The sequence below is a fragment of the Aquimarina sediminis genome, from assembly GCF_002895435.1.
GTDB lineage: Bacteria > Bacteroidota > Bacteroidia > Flavobacteriales > Flavobacteriaceae > Aquimarina > Aquimarina sediminis.
The window spans coordinates 198,625-219,166 of sequence record NZ_POYJ01000010.1 but is presented as its reverse complement, the minus strand read 5'-3'; the positions used below and the strand labels follow the sequence as shown (position 1 = coordinate 219,166).

General features: G+C 32.4%; 9 protein-coding genes. All 9 read left to right on the top strand.

What is annotated here, in order from left to right; genetic code table 11:
* Positions 1–2,220 (top strand): T9SS type B sorting domain-containing protein (locus tag C1X07_RS19275; RefSeq protein ID WP_128755328.1); only part of this gene is annotated, 2,220 nt, incomplete at its 5' end.
* Positions 2,221–2,398: 178 nt separating this feature from the next.
* Positions 2,399–2,950, top strand: a complete 552-nt coding sequence (locus C1X07_RS19270; RefSeq protein ID WP_103071671.1) for an RNA polymerase sigma factor — start codon at positions 2,399–2,401, stop codon at positions 2,948–2,950.
* Positions 2,951–2,990: 40 nt separating this feature from the next.
* Positions 2,991–4,097 (top strand): FecR family protein, encoded by a 1,107-nt coding sequence (locus tag C1X07_RS19265; RefSeq protein ID WP_103071670.1) that lies wholly within the window; start codon positions 2,991–2,993, stop codon positions 4,095–4,097.
* A 34-nt stretch (positions 4,098–4,131) separates the two neighbouring features.
* Complete coding sequence (locus C1X07_RS19260) at positions 4,132–7,353, top strand: SusC/RagA family TonB-linked outer membrane protein (RefSeq protein WP_103071669.1); 3,222 nt, start codon at positions 4,132–4,134, stop codon at positions 7,351–7,353.
* Positions 7,354–7,720: 367 nt separating this feature from the next.
* A complete protein-coding gene (locus tag C1X07_RS19255; protein ID WP_103071668.1) occupies positions 7,721–8,821 on the top strand; it encodes a FecR family protein in 1,101 nt (366 codons plus the stop codon).
* Between the two features lie 319 nt (positions 8,822–9,140).
* Positions 9,141–12,098 (top strand): SusC/RagA family TonB-linked outer membrane protein, encoded by a 2,958-nt coding sequence (locus C1X07_RS19250; RefSeq protein ID WP_206604255.1) that lies wholly within the window; start codon positions 9,141–9,143, stop codon positions 12,096–12,098.
* Positions 12,099–12,104: 6 nt separating this feature from the next.
* A complete protein-coding gene (locus C1X07_RS19245) occupies positions 12,105–13,658 on the top strand; it encodes a RagB/SusD family nutrient uptake outer membrane protein (RefSeq protein ID WP_103071666.1) in 1,554 nt (517 codons plus the stop codon).
* A gap of 273 nt (positions 13,659–13,931) precedes the next feature.
* A complete protein-coding gene (locus C1X07_RS19240) occupies positions 13,932–17,276 on the top strand; it encodes a VCBS repeat-containing protein (protein WP_103071665.1) in 3,345 nt (1,114 codons plus the stop codon).
* Positions 17,269–20,532, top strand: coding sequence for a VCBS repeat-containing protein (locus C1X07_RS19235; RefSeq protein ID WP_103071664.1), 3,264 nt, complete (start codon positions 17,269–17,271; stop codon positions 20,530–20,532). Before C1X07_RS19240 ends, C1X07_RS19235 begins: the two co-directional genes overlap by 8 nt.
* Positions 20,533–20,542: the final 10 nt, after the last annotated feature.

Sequence of the window (20,542 nt, the reverse complement as noted above, 5' to 3'; positions counted from 1 at the left end):
GATAGTAATACCACTACCGATGATCCATCAGAGAATATAGTAGTTGGCAACACCACGGATCTAGTCGTTAGTAAAACAGTAAACAATACAACTCCAGATGAAGGAGATACGGTAATCTATACGATCACCCTTACCAACAGTGGTCCCGCTACTGCGACCAATGTTTCTATCACGGATCTGTTACCAACAGGGGTGACCTATGTATCCGATACCCCAAGTCAGGGTAGTTATGTGAGTGGTACCGGAGTTTGGAGTGTTGGTAGTATCAATAATAGCAGCAATGCTACCTTAAGTATCAGCGCTACAGTAGATGCAGGTACTAGTGGAGATACCATCACCAATACAGTGAGTAGCGTAAGTCTGGATCAGACCGATAGTAATACCACTACCGATGATCCATCAGAGAATATAGTAGTTGGCAACACCACGGATCTAGTCGTTAGTAAAACGGTGAACAATACAACCCCGGATGAAGGTGATACGGTGATCTATACGATTACCTTAACCAACAGTGGTCCTGCTACGGCAACCAATGTATCTATTACGGATCTGTTACCAACAGGAGTAACCTATGTATCCGATACCCCAAGTCAGGGTAGTTATGTAAGTGGTACCGGAGTTTGGAGTGTTGGTAGTATCAATGATAGCAGCAATGCTACCTTAAGTATCAGTGCAACAGTAGATGCAGGTACCAGTGGAGATACCATCACTAATACAGTAAGTAGTGTAAGTTTGGATCAGACCGATAGCAATACAACAACGGATGATCCTAGTGAAAACATCGTAGTTGGCAACACCACGGATTTAGTCGTTAGTAAAACGGTGAACAACACAACACCAGATGAAGGTGATACGGTGATCTATACGATTACCTTAACCAACAGTGGTCCTGCTACGGCAACCAATGTTTCTATTACGGATCTGTTACCAACAGGGGTAACCTATGTCTCAGATACCCCTAGTCAGGGTAGTTATGTAAGTGGTACCGGAGTTTGGAGTGTTGGTAGTATCAATGATAGCAGTAATGCTACCTTAAGTATCAGCGCTACAGTAGATGCAGGTACTAGTGGAGATACGATAACCAATACAGTAAGTAGTGTAAGTTTGGATCAGACCGATAGTAATACCACTACCGATGATCCATCAGAGAATATAGTAGTTGGCAACACCACGGATCTAGTCGTTAGTAAAACAGTAAACAATACGACACCAAATGAAGGAGATACGGTGATCTATACGATTACCTTAACCAACAGTGGTCCAGCTACTGCGACCAATGTTTCTATCACGGATCTGTTACCAACAGGAGTAACCTATGTATCCGATACCCCAAGTCAGGGTAGTTATGTGAGTGGTACCGGAGTTTGGAGTGTTGGTAGTATCAATAATAGCAGCAATGCTACCTTAAGTATCAGCGCTACAGTAGATGGAGGTACTAGTGGAGATACCATCACTAATACAGTGAGTAGCGTAAGTCTGGATCAGACCGATAGTAATACCACTATTGATGATTCTAGTGAAAACATTGTGGTAGGAGGAATAGACTTGGTAATTGAAAAAGGAATTTTGGAGTCTGGACCTTATTTAACAGGAGAAACATATACTTATAATATTCTTGTTTCAAATAATAGTTTAAACGACGCTACCAATGTATTAATAACTGATCAACTTCCTTCAGGAATAACATATTTGTCAAACAATAGTTCCGAAATCTATAATGTTTCAACGGGAGTATGGAATGTGGGAACAGTTACAGCTGGAAACACAATTGAATTAGAAATTAGTTTCTCTGTTGATACTGCTTCTGCGGGGATGACGATTACCAATGTAATTACAGAAATCTCCCTGGATCAAACAGATATAAATGAAACTCCTGATGACTTAGAAGAATCAATTGATGTTGAAGTAGGTGCAGAAGACGGAATTACAATTTTTTCTGCAATGTCACCAAATGGAGATGGAGTAAATGATGTGTTTGTAATTAGTGGACTAGAAAGATTTGAAAACACCTTGGAAATTTATAATAGATGGGGTGTTAAAGTGTATGGAACTGAAAATTATGGAAGAAATGATAATTTCTTTAGGGGGACTTCAAATGGAAGAAATACTATTGAAGAAAGAGATGAATTACCTGTGGGAACATACTATTATATTTTAAAGTATGTAGTTCCAGGAGAAAATAGTAAAAGCAGAGCTGGTTATCTGTATATTAATAGATAAAAACTTTAAAGTGTCAAAATATAATTATACAGTGTTTACAGGATCATATTACAGAAAGTAGACTTAAAAACAACACATCGTTTTTTAGAAACTATAATTAGAGTAATAGGTTATTTTTTACCAGCTTCTCATAAAAAAAATAAATTTGTATTTTTTTATGTAAATTTATCGGTGGAAAATGAAAAAAATCTATACTGATAGTGAATTAACCTTGTTATTATATCAAGGAGAGGAGTTGGCGTTTGACGAAATTTACAAGCGTTATTCTGGTAAAATGTTTAGTTATGCTTTAAATGTTTTAAAGAAAAGACAAATCTGTGAAGATTTGGTTCAGAATATTTTTCTTGATATTTGGAATAAAAAGACAAGTAGAGAAATAGAAAACCTATCTGCTTTTTTGTTTAAAGCTATAAAATTTCAAATATTTAATCATTTTAGAAAAAATTCTTTATCAAAAGAAAATCTAACCAGATTTAATTTGATTCAGGATACCATAGAAATTAATGATACTATGGAATATACAGAACTTGAAACATATATAAAGAAATGTATAGAAGAACTCCCGGATAGATGTAAGTATATTTTTTTACTAAGTAGGTTTGAAAATAAATCAAATAAAGAAATAGCTAAAGAACTTGGGATTTCTGTACAAGGGGTTAAAAATCAAATATCTAAGGCTTTGAAGCTAATAAGAGCTAAATTAATAGAAAGAAAATTTTTACTACCGTGAAATAAAACATACTATTTTTTAATATGTATATAGAAGAGCAATGAGCAAGACTGATAAAAATAAAATCATTAGTGATTTTTTGAAGGATGAAATTTCTTCTAAAGATGAAAAGATTGTAGATATTTTCTTGGATTCTTACCAGAAAGATACTTCTTGGGAGGAATGGAAACCTTCAGACGAGGATGATTATAACCCATCAGAGTTTGATAAATTAAAGAACCAAATAAAATCTCAAGAACAAACACCAATAAAAAAGAATAATACTAATGTATGGTATCGATATGCGGCGATTTTTGTTGTATTAATTGGTGTTGGCATGTTTTTTTATTTGATAAACCCTATTAATGTAAAGGGTGATTTTGAAAAAGTTACATTGCTATCTGAAGATGGAAACTCTAAAACCTTTGAAGAAACTACAATACTTGATTTGACCAAGGAACAAGATCCCTTTGCTATGGGAGATACAAAAAAAAGCATAAATAAATACATTACATTACATGTCCCAAGGGGTAAAAAATATAAGGTTATTCTTTCAGATGGGACAGGTGTTTATGTAAATGCTGATAGTGAATTAAGATTTTTGAATAATTTTCAAAATTCCCAAGAAAGACAAGTTTTTTTATCAGGAGAAGCTTATTTTGAGGTAGTTAAAGATTCGTTTAAGCCTTTTGTTGTAGCAGCTAATGATTTAAATGTAAAAGTATACGGAACCAAGTTTAATGTATCCGCTTATGAAAATGAAAGAAATGAAGGAATCTCACTTTTAAGTGGTAAGGTAGGTGTATTTATGAAAGGAAAGCATGCTAATAATAAAGAGATAATGCTGATCCCGGACGAAGTTGCTATATATACTAAAATTGATGATAAAATTACCATATCCAAAGCCAATGCAAAGAGAAGTATTGGTTGGACGCAAGGTATATTGTATATTGATGATGAGAGATTTGATGATTTAATAAATGAATTAGAACGGTCTTTTAATGTTACAATAACCAATAATTATAGTAATTTATCTGAAGAAAAATTTACAGGAGAATTTGAAATGAAAGAAGGTTTGGAGTATATACTTACAGTTTTTTCAGAGAATTATCCATTTGATTTTTCTATAAAAAATAACGAAGTGGTTATTAACCCTGTTTTAAACTAATGTAGTTGACCTGATCTTCAATTAAGGTTTTAAAATGCGATATACATTTCTTTTATATATATTCTTCTTTTTTAATTTAACATTTTCTCAAGAAGAAAAAATAACTTTAACATTAACAGAGACCTCTGTGGTATCAATTTTTGATCAAATTGAGGAAAAGACTGATTATAGGTTTTTTTATAGAAAATCTCAGATTCAAAAAATTGAGAAGATATCAATAAATGTAATAGAAGAGTCTATAACAAAGATTTTAGAGATTATATTAAAGAATACTCCTATAAGCTATAGTATTATAGGGAATCAGGTGATTTTGGTGAAAAAAGAAGAAGTAAATACAAACGCAAAAACCCCAATTACCAAAAAGAATGATTTTGTAATTATTGGAAATGTAAAGAATGATAAGGGGCAACCATTAAGTGAAGTTAATATCTATGTTAAAAGCAGCACAAAAGGTACAGTTTCTGATATTAAAGGTAATTTTTTGATTCAAAAAGTTGATCCCAAATCAATATTGATTTTTAGTTATTTAGGATATGTTACCAAAGAAGTACCGTTAAATAAAAGAAGATCTATTAATGTCGTTTTATATGAAGAAACAACAGATATAGATGAAATAGTATTAGTGGGGTATGATACCTTTAGAAAAAAAGATGTTACGGGAGCTATATCTTCTCTAAATATGAAACATGTTAGTCGTGAAAGTGCAATTTCACCTCAACAACTATTACAAGGACGAATAGCAGGTGTACAAGGGATTTTGGACTCTGGAGAGCCAGGAACAAGCATAACTCTTAGAATTCGGGGGACCTCGTCGATAAGAAATGGTAATGGTCCTCTATTTGTAGTGAATGGAATTCCTCTATCTTCTTTTGCTATTTCTCCTACAGGAACCAATATAGGTAGTAGTGATGATGGGCAAGGAAATACGACCTCTAGAAATCCATTAAACTTTATCGATCCTAATGATATAGAAAGCATAGATGTTTTAAAAGATGCTTCAGCAACAGCAATTTATGGGTCTAGAGGAGCAAATGGAGTGATTATTATTAAAACAAAAGAGGGAGGAAAAGGTATGCGATTACATTATAGTTCTTTTGTGGGAATAAGTACTATAACTAAAAAAGTTAATATTCTATCTCCAAAGGAATTTAGAGAATTTGTTGACCCTTCTTTAGATTTTGGAAGCAGTACTGATTGGCAGGATGTAATTTTTAGAACTGCGTTTAATAACAACCATAATATTTCATTCGAAGGGAATGATAAGAATGAAAAAACAGGGTATAGACTATCCCTTGGAATTATGGATCAAGAAGGAATTATTGAAGATAGTGGAATCCAGAAATATTCAGGAACAATAAATACAACTCATAAAATACTAGATGATAAGTTAAATATTAGAATCTCAGCTATTGGGGCAAATGTTTTAGATCAAAATCCTCAAATTTCTAATGATGCAGGAGCCAATGGGGATTTGTTAAGTGGTGCCTGGATATCAAATCCTACTCGCCCTATTTTTAATGCAGATGGATCATTTTTTCAACCAAATGAAAATGATAGAAATCTTGCCGCAGTTATTGAGTACACCGAGGATAAGACAAACACTTTTAATTTTTTAGGAAATCTTTCTGCAGATTTAAAACTAGGTAAAAATTTTTCCTATGGTTTTGGTTTTGGCTTGGGACGATACAATTCAGAAAGGCAAAGTGCAATTTCTAGAGATCTTAATATATCCAGAATACAAGGGTTAGGAAGAGCTACCATATCCGATGTGCTTTCTTCAAATCTTTTAATAGATCATACTTTAAAATATACCAAAACATTTGCGGGACAGCATCGATTTAGTACTGTTTTTGGGTATTCATATCAAAAATTAAAATTGAAAACGAAGAGGATAGAAGCAACTAATTTTCAGACTTCTGATATAAATGTGATGCTTAATAATCTAGAGTCGGTTCAGACGAATATCCCAGGGTCTATTAAAATAGGAAGCAATAAAGCTATCGACGAGTTTCAATCTTTCTTTGGTAGAGTTAATTACTCTTTTATTGATAAATATATTTTTACTACTACACTGAGAGCAGATGGATCTAGTAGATTTGGAGTAAACAATAAATATGGATATTTCCCCTCTTTGGGGGTTGCCTGGAGGATTTCTGAAGAGAGTTTTATCCCTGAAGTAATAGACAATTTAAAATTGAGATTGGGATTTGGAATAACAGGAAATCAAGATTTTGAAGGAGGTAATCAACTAAGATTTCAACGTTTTGGAAGTAATAATCAACTACAAAACTTACGTTTCGAAAATCCTGACCTAAAATGGGAAACAACAACTCAATTTAATGTAGGAATAGACTATACGTTGTTTAAAAACAGAGTGCGAGGCAGTATCGATCTATACACCAAAAAAACTAAAGATCTTTTGATAAGAACAGAGAGTGCAGAACCCGCTCCAGCCGAGTTCTTGTTTAAAAATATAGATGCAGAGATTGTTAATAAAGGAATTGAGTTTGATATAGAGTCAACAATAATTGACAAAAAGGAATTTAAATGGATGTCTGCATTTAATATAAGTATTAATAAAAATGAAGTGACTAAGATTGATAGAGTAATATCAACAGGAGCTATTAATGGTCAAGGATTAACAGGTGCGTATACACAAGTAATAACTCAAGGAAGACCACTTTATTCATATTTTTTAAGCGATTTTAAAGGACTGGATGATAACGGATTTAACGTTTTTAATAATGGAGGGGAACCTGTTTTTGTTGATAAGACACCGTTTCCAGATTATAGTTTTGGGTGGTATAATTCTGTAGTTTATAAAAAATGGAATTTAAATGTTTTCTTATCAGGACAAGTAGGTGCTCATATTTATAATAATAATACAAATGCTTTTTTTCTAAAAGGAGCTTTGATTAATGGAGGTAGAAATGTAACTCATGATGTTGCTTTTGGGAATGAAAACAGTGAAAATTCCAATAATGTATCGACAAGGTTTTTAGAAGATGGATCCTATCTTAGATTTCAAAACATTGAATTAGGATATACCTTTAATACTCATAATCTTAAATATGTTGATTATTTTAAATTGTCATTAACAGCAAAAAACTTATATACAATTACAAATTATAGTGGTCAGGATCCCGAAGTAAATATCGACAAAAGTATTGATGGAGTTCCATCTTTGGGGATCGATTATTCTGCTTATCCAAAAGAACGTTCCTTTAACTTTGGTTTCTTAGTAACTTTTAAATAATTTCTTTTTTATTTCCTTAATTATCGATCTGATACGAATAACTCAAATAAATTTTTGAGTATTAAATTTATAAAGTGATTAAAGATAAATTTCTTGGTTTTTTAGTCCAAAGTAATTCTCACTATTTTCAAACTTATAAACCTTTTAGCTCAAAAAGGTGTGTTTTTTTATTTTTTTATCAGAAATAAATTATCTCTCCTATCCCTTGATATAACTACAAAAAAGTGAATTATTGTTTCTTTTTGAGTGATCTTTTAAAAAAAAAATGATATCAGAGGTGTACCATTTTCGATTTCATGTTACTTAATTAATGCGTTAACTTCTCAAACGATATAGTATTGATTTAGAAAGAATAACACGTCTGTAAATGAAAAAACTTATTAAAAAATACCTGGATAATTCTGCTTCTAAAAAAGAGCAGAAGATACTCTCTGGGTTTTTGGATTCTTTTCAGAAAAAAAAGTGTTTGCAAGAATATAATCTAAATGAATATATAATTTATGATAAGGATCAATTTTATAAATTAAAGAAAAAATGTGTTGAAGCAGATAGAAGTAAGAAAAACTATTCATTGGCACAGGTTGTTAAATACGCCGCGATTCTTATCGTCTTATTTGGGGTGTCCACTTTTCTTTATTTTATCTCGTATGAGAATAATAAAATTTTCTCGAATTACTTAAACGAAATTACTATTACAGATACTAATGGTGAGATTAAGGTAATAGAAGAACACATTGTTTTTGATCTTCAGAAAAATGACAGCATTATAGATAATATCTCCAATGAGATAGAATATATATCAATAAATGTTCCCAAAGGAAAAACTTTTAATATGGTACTAGTAGACGGTACCAAAGTTTTTTTAAATGCGTCATCCAGTATACAAATTCCTACTGATTTTAAATACACTCAGGAAAGAAAAGTTGTACTAAAAGGCGAAGCTTATTTTGATGTTACAAAAAACAAGGAAAAACCATTTATAGTTGAATCTTGGGCTTTAAAAACCACTGTACTAGGAACAAAATTTAATGTGTCTGCGTACCCCGAAGACCCAAAAAGTTCGATAACTCTTATTGAAGGAAAAGTCGGTGTTCAGCAACAAAATTCTAAATCAAAAAACGAGATGCAAATAATGCATCCAAATCAGAAAGCGGTATATCAAAAAAATAATAATGAAATCAAACTAACATCAGTTAAGGCTATCAATTCTATAGCCTGGATTGAAGGTTATCTATATTTTAAAAATGAAAATTTTACACAGGTAGTAAGAAGAATAGAACGTAACTATAATATTAAAATAATAAATAAATACCCTGATTTAAATAACGAAAGTTTTACTGGAAAATTTGATTCTAAAAAAGGGATAGAACACCTACTAAATGTTTTTTCTCAAAATATTCCTTTCAACTATAAAGTAAATAAAAGTGAAATAATTATAACCTCTAAAACTAATAAGCCAATGAAGTAAAGAAACAAATGGAATCAGGAGATAGTAGTAGTTATAGTATAGAGTTATTATTTCCTATAAATTCTTTTGTATTCTAATTAGTATGAATTGTAGCCAATTGATAAGTTGTTAATTTTTTTTGTTCTCAATGATTTGACAAGGAGAAGATTACAAATGACTAATAGTGATATTATCAGTTTCATTAATTACTTCTTCTTGTTAATGAGAACAAGAAGGAAGAGAATTTTATGACTTTGACCTGATTAAATATTAGGTGTTCATTAGGATATTCAAAAAGAAATTAACCAAGTAAAATTAACTAAACTAAATTTTTAAAATTATGATAAACATATTACCGAAAAATCTCCTTTTTAGCTTGGGATTTTTGCTAATGGGAATAACCACCGTAGCGCAAGATAATATAACCGTAAAAGGTACTGTCTCTGGCAGTGGAGGAGTAATACCTGGAGTAAATATAATAGTTCGAGGAACTGATAATGGATCAGTTACCGATTTTGATGGGAATTATACCATTTCTAATGTAGCACCTGATGCAGTTATTGTATTTAGCTATTTGGGGTTTAAGACTGTTGAAATACCAGTTAATAATCAAACGGTTATTAATGTTGATTTAGAAGAAGACTCTGCCGAATTAGAGCAGGTTGTATTAGTAGGATATGGGTCTGTGGCAAAAAAGGATGTTACAGGAGCGATATCAACTTTACAAGCGAAAGATTTTAATGCGGGAGCAATTTCTTCCCCAGAACAGTTGATACAAGGAAGAACCCCTGGTGTTCAGATTACTTCTGATGGAGGAGAACCGGGTGGAAGTGTAAATGTAAGAGTAAGAGGAACATCCTCTGTAAGAAGTGGTAATGGACCATTATATGTAGTTAATGGAGTACCATTAAATGGGATAGGAGTTTCTCCCACTGGAGCCAATGTAGGAAGCAATGATAATGGCTTAGGAAACACAACCGCTAAAAACCCATTGTCTTTTATTAATCCCAATGATATAGCCAATATAGCAATACTAAAGGATGCATCGGCAACTGCAATTTATGGATCAAGAGGAGCTAATGGAGTGATTATGATTACAACCAAAAAAGGAAAATCAGGGTCTGGAGCATTAACATATACGACATCAGTGAGTGCTAGTACAATTACAGAAAAATTAGACCTGTTAGATGCTGATGAGTTTAGAACTTTTGTAGACCCTGCCTTAGATTTTGGGAGTAGTACAGATTGGCAAGATGTGATTTTCAGAACTGCTCTAAGTAAAAACCATTACCTCTCATATGGAGGAGGAAGCGATGATGGAAAATCAATTTATCATTTATCAGCAGGAACAACAGATCAAGAAGGTATTGTAGAAGGTAGTGGTATGAAAATGTACACGGGAACAATAAATACTTCTTATAAATTGTTTAATGACAGGCTTAATATTAAAGCTTTCGCAGCAGGAACTAATATATTGGATCAAAACCCTCAGATATCCAACGATGCAGGGTTTACAGGAGATATATTAAGTGGAGCTTGGAGAGCAAATCCAACCAGACCTATTTATAATGCTGATGGAACTTTTGCCCAACCGGATATAAACGAACGTAATCCCGCTGCGATACTAGGACTTACAACAGATAGAACGAATACGTTTAGAGTTTTAGGAGATTTTTCTGCCGAACTTGAACTTATGAAAGGCTTATCCTATAAGCTAAACTTTGGGGTAGATAGATCAAATTCGGAAAGACAGAGTGCCTTATCAGGAGACCTCAATGTTGCGAGAGTAGCTGGTCTTGGGATAGCATCTGTTTCTACTGTGTTTTCTTCAAATTTATTATTAGAACATACACTTAATTACAAAAAGGAATTTGGAGATATTCATAGTATAAATGCTCTTGCTGGGTATTCTTATCAAAGCTTTAAAGTCAAAGGAAGAACATTTAGTGCTACTAATTTTCAATCTACCGACCTTAATGTGATGTTAAACAATCTTGAATCAGCTCAATATAGTATTGGTGGTACTGCTAGTGCCGGAAGTATTGCAACAAAAGATGAAATTCAATCTTACTTCGGAAGAATCAATTATACTTTAATGGATAAATACATCCTAACAGGTACACTTAGAGCAGATGGATCCAGTAAATTTGGAGAAAACAATAGATATGGATACTTTCCATCAGTTGCATTTGCCTGGAGATTATCTGACGAAGAATTTATCCCAGATTCATTTAGTGACCTTAAGTTAAGATTAGGGTATGGGATTACAGGAAATCAGGAATTTGATGGAGGTAGCCAGATTGTATTGCAAAGATTTGATTCAAATAATAACCTATCAGCTCCAAGATTTGGAAACCCTGACCTTAAGTGGGAGTCGACAACACAGTATAATGCAGGTATTGATTTTGGTTTTTTTGATGGTAGATTAAGAGGATCAATAGATTTTTATGATAAAATTACAAAAGACTTGTTATTGCGTTTAGATACAGCTGAGCCTGCTCCTGCATCATTTTTCTTTGGTAATTTAGATGCAGAGGTTCAAAACACTGGATTAGAATTTAATATTGAAGGAGATATTATTGAAAGTGAGGACTTTAATTGGACAACTAATTTTAATATTAGCTTCAATAAAAATGAAGTTACCAAAATAGATAGAAGAATACAAACGGGAGCCATTAGCGGCCAGGGGCTAACAGGTGCTTTTGTACAAGTGATTACCCAAGGAGAGCCTTTGTATTCATACTTTCTAAGTGAGTTTAAAGGTTTTGACAGTGATGGGGCTAGTATAGAAGAGCCAGCCCGATTAATAGGAAAAAGCCCATTGCCAGATTATACTTTTGGGTTTACAAATACATTGAATTATAAAAATTGGGATTTGAGTTTGTTTTTTGCAGGTCAGATAGGAGGGTACATTTACAATAATAATCGTAATGCATTATTCTTAAAAGGATCACTAATTAATGGTGGTAAAAATGTTACAAGAGATGTAGCTAACAGCAACGAGAGTCCAACAAATGGAAATAATGTTTCTACAAGATTCTTAGAAGATGGTTCTTTTGTTAGGTTACAGAATATGGTATTGGGGTATACTTTTAATACAGATAAGTTAAAATATTTAGATGATCTTAGAATTTCTGTAACTGGTCAAAATTTATTAACTTTTACAGACTATAGTGGTCAGGATCCAGAAGTTAACGTTGATAAGAGTATAGGCGGCGTACCTTCTTTAGGAATTGACTATTCTGCATATCCAAGAGCTCGCACGTTTACACTAGGTTTAACAATGTCTTTTAAATAAAAAAATATGAAAAATAATAATAACGTAAGAATTTTACTTGGGATATTGAGTATATATCTAATATCTGCATGTACAGATTTAGAGTTTGAAAATGAAGGGGGAATTATCCCAGAAGGAATAGGTGAGTCTACAGAACTTTTAAGCTCTGCCTATGGACAATTGAGAGAGTTTGCTAATGAGCGTGTAATTTTTGGGCTATCAGGGCATAGTACAGATGAAATGCTAGGACCAACCAGAGGTACAGATTGGTTTGATGGAGGAGTATTTCAACAAATGCATTTACATACATGGACTCCAGATCATTTATTTATTAGAACCTCATGGAGTGATATTAATAGAGGAGTTTTTAGAGCAACTCAAGCAATAAGTGGAGATGGAGCAACACCTCAATTGATAGCAGAAGCTAAAACAGTAAGAGCATATTTTATGTTTTATGTATTAGACTTTTGGGGGATTACGGTGTTTAGAGAAGCAGAAGATGGAGTTAGTGTTAATCCAAGAGTACTTACCTCATCAGAGTCTGTAGCTTTTCTTATACAAGATTTAGAAGAAGCATTAGCAGATTTGCCAGAAACATCTAGTAAAAACTTAGCTAATAAAAATACTGCCAGGGCCTTACTTACCAAATTATATCTAAATAAAGCCGTGTATGAATCTGATAATAGAGCCGCAGGGTCATTTAGCTTTGCAAAACAAGATATGGATAAAGTTATTGAGTATGCCAATGATATTATTCAATCTGGGCAGTATTCTCTAACTTCTGGATTAGAAGGGTATTTTAATACGTTTGCCGAAGCCAATGAAGGACAAAGTAGTGAGTTGATCTTCTCTGTGCCAGAATCAGAATTGACTGACTTTAAGAGAAGATGGAACTGTTCTCTGCATTATAACCAAAAGCCGTCAGGATGGAATGGATTTGCTACATTATCAGATTTTTATGATTCATTTGATGCTAATGATGTTAGGTTAGGAGGAGATTATAATAGCGCAACAAACCCTTATACAACTAGCACTGGAACAAAAGCAGGTTTTTTAATAGGGCAACAATTTGATGAAAACGGAACAGCTTTAACAACTAGGAACGGTACTCCACTAGCCTATACAAGAGATGTAGATGTTGCAATTAACACTGAAGAAAAAGGTATTAGAGTATTGAAATATATCCCTGATTTTACAGGAGGAGTAGATAATGCAGATGACCCTAATAATAGCTATGTTTTATTACGATATGCAGATGTTTTGCTAAATAAAGCAGAAGCAATCTATCGAGGTGGATCTGATGCTGCATTAGGACAAGCAGCCAGTGATGTTTTTGATGAAATTAGAGTTGCAAGAGGACTAACTGCAGGTTCATTAAACCTTACAGATGATGAGATTCTAGCAGAAAGAGGAAGAGAATTGTATTGGGAGGGCTGGAGAAGAAATGACCTTGTAAGATTTGGAAAGTATCTAAGTGCTTGGCAATTGAAAGAAGCTTCGGGATCAGAACGAATTTTGTTCCCTATCCCTACGACTGCGTTACTGTCTAACCCTGATTTAAGTCAGAACCCAGGATATTAACCTTGTTTTTTTGTTTGTTTCCTTGTTGCTAATATACAAGGATTAGAAAATAATGTCTCCAAAAAATGATATTGAGGGATGCATTTTTTGAGGCATTATTTTATTAAAAATGTCATTTCTGAACGAATAAGATTTCGAGAAAGTAAGTGATGATATGCTTTATGAGTAAGGTGAAGGTTGAATTTGTTAATTATTCTGACTTCTATTATTAGAAATAGGGTGAAATGAAATCAAGATGTCATATACAGTAATTTCATAGTTAAAAAGGTGATTATGCGTAATACATTTCTTATAATATTTTTAAGTATTCTGACACTGTCTTGTTCCAAACAAGAAAAGCCTATTGTAGATGAGTCAAACAGAGAAATTAAAAAAATGTTTGAGAGGCTTCCATTTGAAGAAACTAATATTTCTTTTACAAATGAAATAGCTAATAATGAAGAGTTAAATATCTTTAAATACCGAAACTTTTATAATGGAGGAGGAGTAGCAATTGGCGACATTAATAATGATGGATATGCAGATGTTTTTCTTACTGCTAATATGAAAAAAAATAAACTATACCTTAATAAGGGCTCTTTTGTTTTTGAGGATATTACTATAGATTCTGGCGTTCAGGGAAAAAACAATTGGTCTACAGGAGTAGTCATGGTAGATATTAATAGTGATGGATGGTTGGATATATATGTGTGCAATGCCGGAGATGTAAAAGGAGATAATCAAAAAAATGAATTGTACATAAATAATAAAGACCTCACATTTACCGAAGCTGCGGAAGAATACAATTTGGCAGATAGCGGTTTTACAACTCATGCAGCTTTTTTCGATTATGATAAAGATGGAGATTTAGATGCTTATATTTTAAACAATAGCTTTATTCCCGTTAGCTCATTAGGATATTCAAATAAAAGAGAAATAAGAAGTGAAGACTGGAATATCCCAGATTTTCTCAAAGGCGGTGGGGATAAATTATTGAGAAATGATAATGGTCATTTTGTTGATGTAAGCGAAGAAGCTGGGATTTTTGGCAGCTTGATAGGTTTTGGATTAGGAGTTACTGTAGGAGATCTTAATAATGATCAATATCCTGACTTGTATATCTCTAATGATTTTTATGAGAGAGATTATCTATATATCAATAAAAAAGACGGAACATTTTCTGAAGAAATTAAAAGTTGGACGTCTCATATAAGTATGTCTTCTATGGGAGCTGATTTATCTGATATTAATAATGATGGTATGCAAGATATATTTGTGACAGATATGCTACCAGAAGATAATGTGAGACTTAAGGAAACTAGCGATTTTGAACGATACGATGTACTTCAGTTAAAAAGAAAACAAGATTTCTATAATCAATATATGCAAAACTCATTGCAACTAAATAATGGGAACAACACTTTTTCAGAAATAGCTTTTTATTCAGGAGTAGCTATGAGTGACTGGAGCTGGGGAGCATTACTTTTTGATATGGATAATGATGGGTATAAAGATATTTATGTAAGTAATGGTATTTATCATGATCTTACCAATCAGGATTTTATGGACTTTTTTGCTAATGATATTCTTCAACAAATGGTTTTGACAGGCAAAAAAGAAGTTATAGATACTATTATTCATAAAATGCCTAGTACACCTATTGCTAACAAAGTTTTTAAAAATAATAAAGACCTTACATTTACAGATAGAGCCCCTCAATGGGGGTTAGAAGAACCTAGCTTTTCTAATGGAGCAGCATATGGAGACCTGGATAATGATGGAGATCTTGATATAATAGTGAATAATGTAAACCAGCCCACTTTTGTTTATAAAAATAATACAGATGAATTACAATCAAGTAATTATTTGAAAGTAAAACTAAAGGGTAAAAATAAAAACACCTTTGCGATAGGAACCAAAGTAAAAGTGTACTTAGATGATAATAAACAGATTCTTCAGGAATTAAACCCTTCTCGTGGGTTTCAATCTTCTGTTGATTATGTGTTGACAATAGGCTTGGGAGATAAAAAAATAATTGACTCTCTAAAAATAATATGGCCCGAAGGGACAGAGTATGTAAAGAAAAATATTGCAGTTAATCAACAACTCACATTTGACCAAAACAAAGTACCAGGTAAGGAATTAAAAAAAATAGAACCCCAAAGCAGAAAATTGTTTAAAAAGAAAGAAATAGCCTTTTTTGATAAACATGAAGAAAACAATTATATAGATTTTGATTACGAATCTCTTATATATAAAATGAGTTCTAGAGAAGGACCAACAATTACGTTTGGAGACCTTAATAATGATGGTGAAAATGACTTATTTATAGGAGGAGGAAAAGATCAGGAAGGACAGATTTATCTCCAAAAGAATAAAAAATATATCAAAAGTATTTCAGAAATATTTGCCGAAGATCGTATGTATGAGGATACCGCAGCATGTTTTTTCGATGCAGATGGAGACAATGATCTAGATCTTATAGTTGGGGCCGGAGGAAATGAAACATCAATGATCGATAGCGAATATGATTTACGCTTATATCTTAACGATGGTAACGGTAAATTTAATAAAAGCGAAACACATCTTCCTGTTAACGTTTATAATACTGCTGTAATTTCCCCCTATGATTATGATCAGGATGGTGATGTTGATCTGTTTGTTGGCAGTAAAGGAATACCTGGCGTTTATGGAGTAAATCCAAAACATTTTTTATTAGAAAATGATGGTCTGGGTAACTTTAAAAATGTAATAAAAGAAAAAATACCAGAAAGTAAACATCTCGGTATGATAAGCGAAGCAGAATGGAAAGATATAGATAATGATAAAATTAAAGACCTCATAATTGCTGAAGAATGGGGACAGGTACACCTATTTAGAAATGAAAAAAACCGTTTTGTTTCTATAAAAAGTAATCTAAATGAAATACATGGTAGATGGTCAGCCTGTAAAGTAGCAGATATTGACAATGATGGTGATATAGATCTGGTGTTGGGAAATCAAGGAATAAATTCTATTTACAAATCAAGCCCAGATAAAGAATTGAAAATGTATGTTCATGATTTTGATAATAATGGAACAATTGAACAACTGTTTACAATAGGAGAAGGCAAAAAAGATATTCCTATACACCTAAAAAGAGAATTGACAGGGCAGCTGAGTTTCTTGAAAAAGAAAAACATGAAATACTCAGAGTATGCAAAAAAAACAATTCAGGAGTTGTTCCCTAAGGAGAAACTTACTCAGGCAATTGTTAAGAAAGTTAATAAGTCAGAAAGTATTGTAGCCATAAATGATGGGAACTTTAATTTCGAAATAAAAGAACTCTTACCACAAGCACAATTTTCTTGTATAAATGACCTTGAGATTATTGATGTAAATAAAGACGGGCATTTAGATATTTTGTTTGGCGGAAATGATTATTCCCTAAAACCTCAATTCTCACAATTAGACGCATCGTTTGGAGGCATTCTTTTAGGTGATGGAAATGGAGATTTTAGTTGGTTAGACTATAAAGATTCAGGCTTTTTTGTAAAAGGAGTGATTAACGATATAGAAGTATTGACAGATGACAAAAACAATTTACAAGTAATTGTAGGAATTAATAATGAGGCACCATTACTGTTTGATAATGAGTAAAAAACTAGTATACATATTAAGTTTTGTATTACTTTTTTCTTGTAACGATAGAAAAAACACACTTTTCTATACAGTACCATTTTCAAAGACAAACATTAATTTTTCTAACACCCTTACCGCTACAAAAGATTTGAATATTTTGGATTATCTGTATTATTATAATGGGGGCGGAGTTGCTATTGGAGATATAAATAATGATGGTTTGCCAGATATATATTTTACAGGAAATCAGGTAAAAAATAAATTGTATTTAAATAAAGGAAACTTTGAGTTTGAAGATATTACTAAAAAAGCAAAGGTAGAAGGGAATTCCCAATGGAATACGGGAGTTACCATGGCAGATGTCAATGCAGATGGTCTTTTGGATATTTATGTTTGTGCAGTGACAGGGATTAATGGACTGCAAGGGCATAATGAACTTTTTATAAATAATGGAGATCTCACTTTTACAGAGCAGTCAAAAGAATACCAACTAGATTATCAGACCTATAGTACGAATGCCTCTTTTTTTGATTATGATAATGATGGAGATTTGGATATGTACCTATTAAATCATGCAGTACATACAGAAGATTCTTATGGTCCATCACAGCTTAGAGAGAAACGTAATTTCAAAACAGGAGATAGACTACTACAAAATAATACCGGAAAATTTAAAGATGTAAGTGAAGAAGCCGGGATTTATGGCGGATTAATAGGATATGGATTAGGGGTGTGTACAGCAGATTTTAATAATGATGGATACACTGATATATATGTGTCTAATGATTTTCATGAGGACGACTATTTTTATATAAATCAGGGAGATGGCAAATTTAAAGAAAGTCTTAAAACATATTTTGGACATATCAGTAGATTTTCTATGGGCAATGATGCAGGTGATATAAATAATGACGGTTACTATGACTTAATAACTCTAGATATGCTTCCAGAAGAGGAACAAGTATTAAAAGCATCAGTAGGAGAAGATAATGCAGATATTCATGACTTTAAGGTTGATAATTTGGGATATCATTATCAATATGCAAGAAATATGCTTCAGCTAAATACTAAGGGAGAGTATTTTTCAGAAATAGCGCTACTCAGTGGTGTTGAGGCTACCGACTGGAGCTGGAGTCCCTTAATTGCAGATTTTAATCTCGATGGAGAACAAGATATAATGATTACCAATGGAATTCCTAAAAGACCTAATGATCTGGATTATATCAAATATGTATCTAATAAAGAAATTAATGCAAAACTTAATGAACCAGGAATAATTGATGAGAAGGTACTTAGTAAAATGCCTTCTGGAGCTTCCTTTAATTATATTTTTGAAGGGAGTGATTCTTTAAAGTTCAAGGATCGATCTTCTCTATGGTTTCCAGAAAAAAAATCCTTTTCCAATGGAAGTGCTTATGCCGATTTAGACAATGATGGAGATCTTGATATCGTGATCAATAATATTAATGAGGCTCCTTTTGTATATGAAAACACAGAAAATAGTGAGAATCATTATCTAAAAGTTAAGTTGGATTATTTGGATAAAAATTCATTTGGTATAGGAACCAAAATGATGGTATATCATGATGATAAAATACAAAGCAAGCAGTTGTTTGCTTCAAAGGGGTTTCAGTCCTCTTCAGAATTGGTATTTCATTTTGGTTTTCAACCTTCTGCAAAAATTGATAGTATTTTGATGGTATGGCCAGATCAGACATTTCAAAAAATATCAATAACCAAACTAGATACCACATTAACAATACGACCTAAAAAGAATAGAGAAAAAGTAGATTATACTAAGCTGTTTTCAAAAGAAAAGCCATTGTTTTTAAAAACAACAAACAATTTTGGAATTGATTATATCCACAAAGAAAATGATTTTACAGATTTTAATAGACAACAATTAATTCCATATAAATTATCAGATAAGGGACCAGCAGTGGCTATCGGAGACATTGATAAGGATGGAGATGAAGATATTTTTTTTGGAGGAGCAAAAGGAACATTGCCTATATTTTATTATCAAGAACAAGGGGTTTTTAAAACAAAAGCAGACACTATTTTTGATAGAGACGCCTCTAAAGAAGATGTATTCGCAATATTAGAAAACCTAGATCAAAAGCAAGGAAAAGATTTATTGGTAATCTCTGGAGGGGGAGAATATTTTGGAAAGAAAGAGCCATTGCTAGATCGATTGTATACCAATGATAGCAAAGGAAATTTTATAAAAAAACAATCATTTCCGAAGTACTATGAAAACGGATCTATTGTCAAAACTTCTGATATAGATAATGATGGAGACCTAGACCTTTTTGTGGGAGGGTATGCAGTTTCTAACGATTTTGGGAATACCCCTGTATCATACCTTATAGAAAATACAGCTTCTGGTTTTAAAATAATTAATAATGCAGAATTGCAAAAAGTAGGAATGGTCACTGATGCTGTATTTTCTGACTATGATAATGATGGAGATTCTGATTTAATAATAGTTGGGGAGTGGATGTCTCCTGTTTTTTTTCAAAACAACTCTGGTGTGTTTACTATGGTCGAGGTTTTTAATTCAAAGCTTAATGGGTTGTGGCAATCTATAGTACCTTTTGATATTGATAAAGATGGAGATGTTGATTATATTATGGGTAATTGGGGAAAGAACTCAAAGTTTAAGGCTTCAAAAAATAACCCGATGCTAATGTATTATGGAGATTTGGATAAAAACGGAGATACAGAAACTATAATTGCTATTCACAAAAACAAGAAATACTATACAATTAATACGTTTGATGAATTGAGTGGGCAATTAAGGTTTTTAAAAAAGAAATTCGTGTCCTATAAGTCCTTTGCAGGAAAATCTATTGAAGAGATTTTTGATAAAAAAGAACTACAACAAATGAGTGTATTACAAGTACATGAGTTGGCATCTGGATATTTGAAAAACAATAAGAATGGAAGCTTTTCTTTTTACCCTTTTGATGATAAATTACAGATGGCACCAATAACAAATATGCTAGTTGATGATTTTACAAACGATATGGTTCCTGAAGTGTTATTGGTCGGTAACTATTTTGGAGTCACTCCATATCAAGGTCGAATGGATGGATTCTCGGGGGCAGTACTATTTGATGATAAAACATATAAAATGGGTAATGAAATAGGACTGGACCTATATCAAAAACAAGTTAGTGGATTACATATAATAAAAATAGGTGGTGAAAGACATCTATTAATAACCCAGAATAATGATTCAATAGCATTATATAAACTAAATGCTAATTAAAATAAAAGCA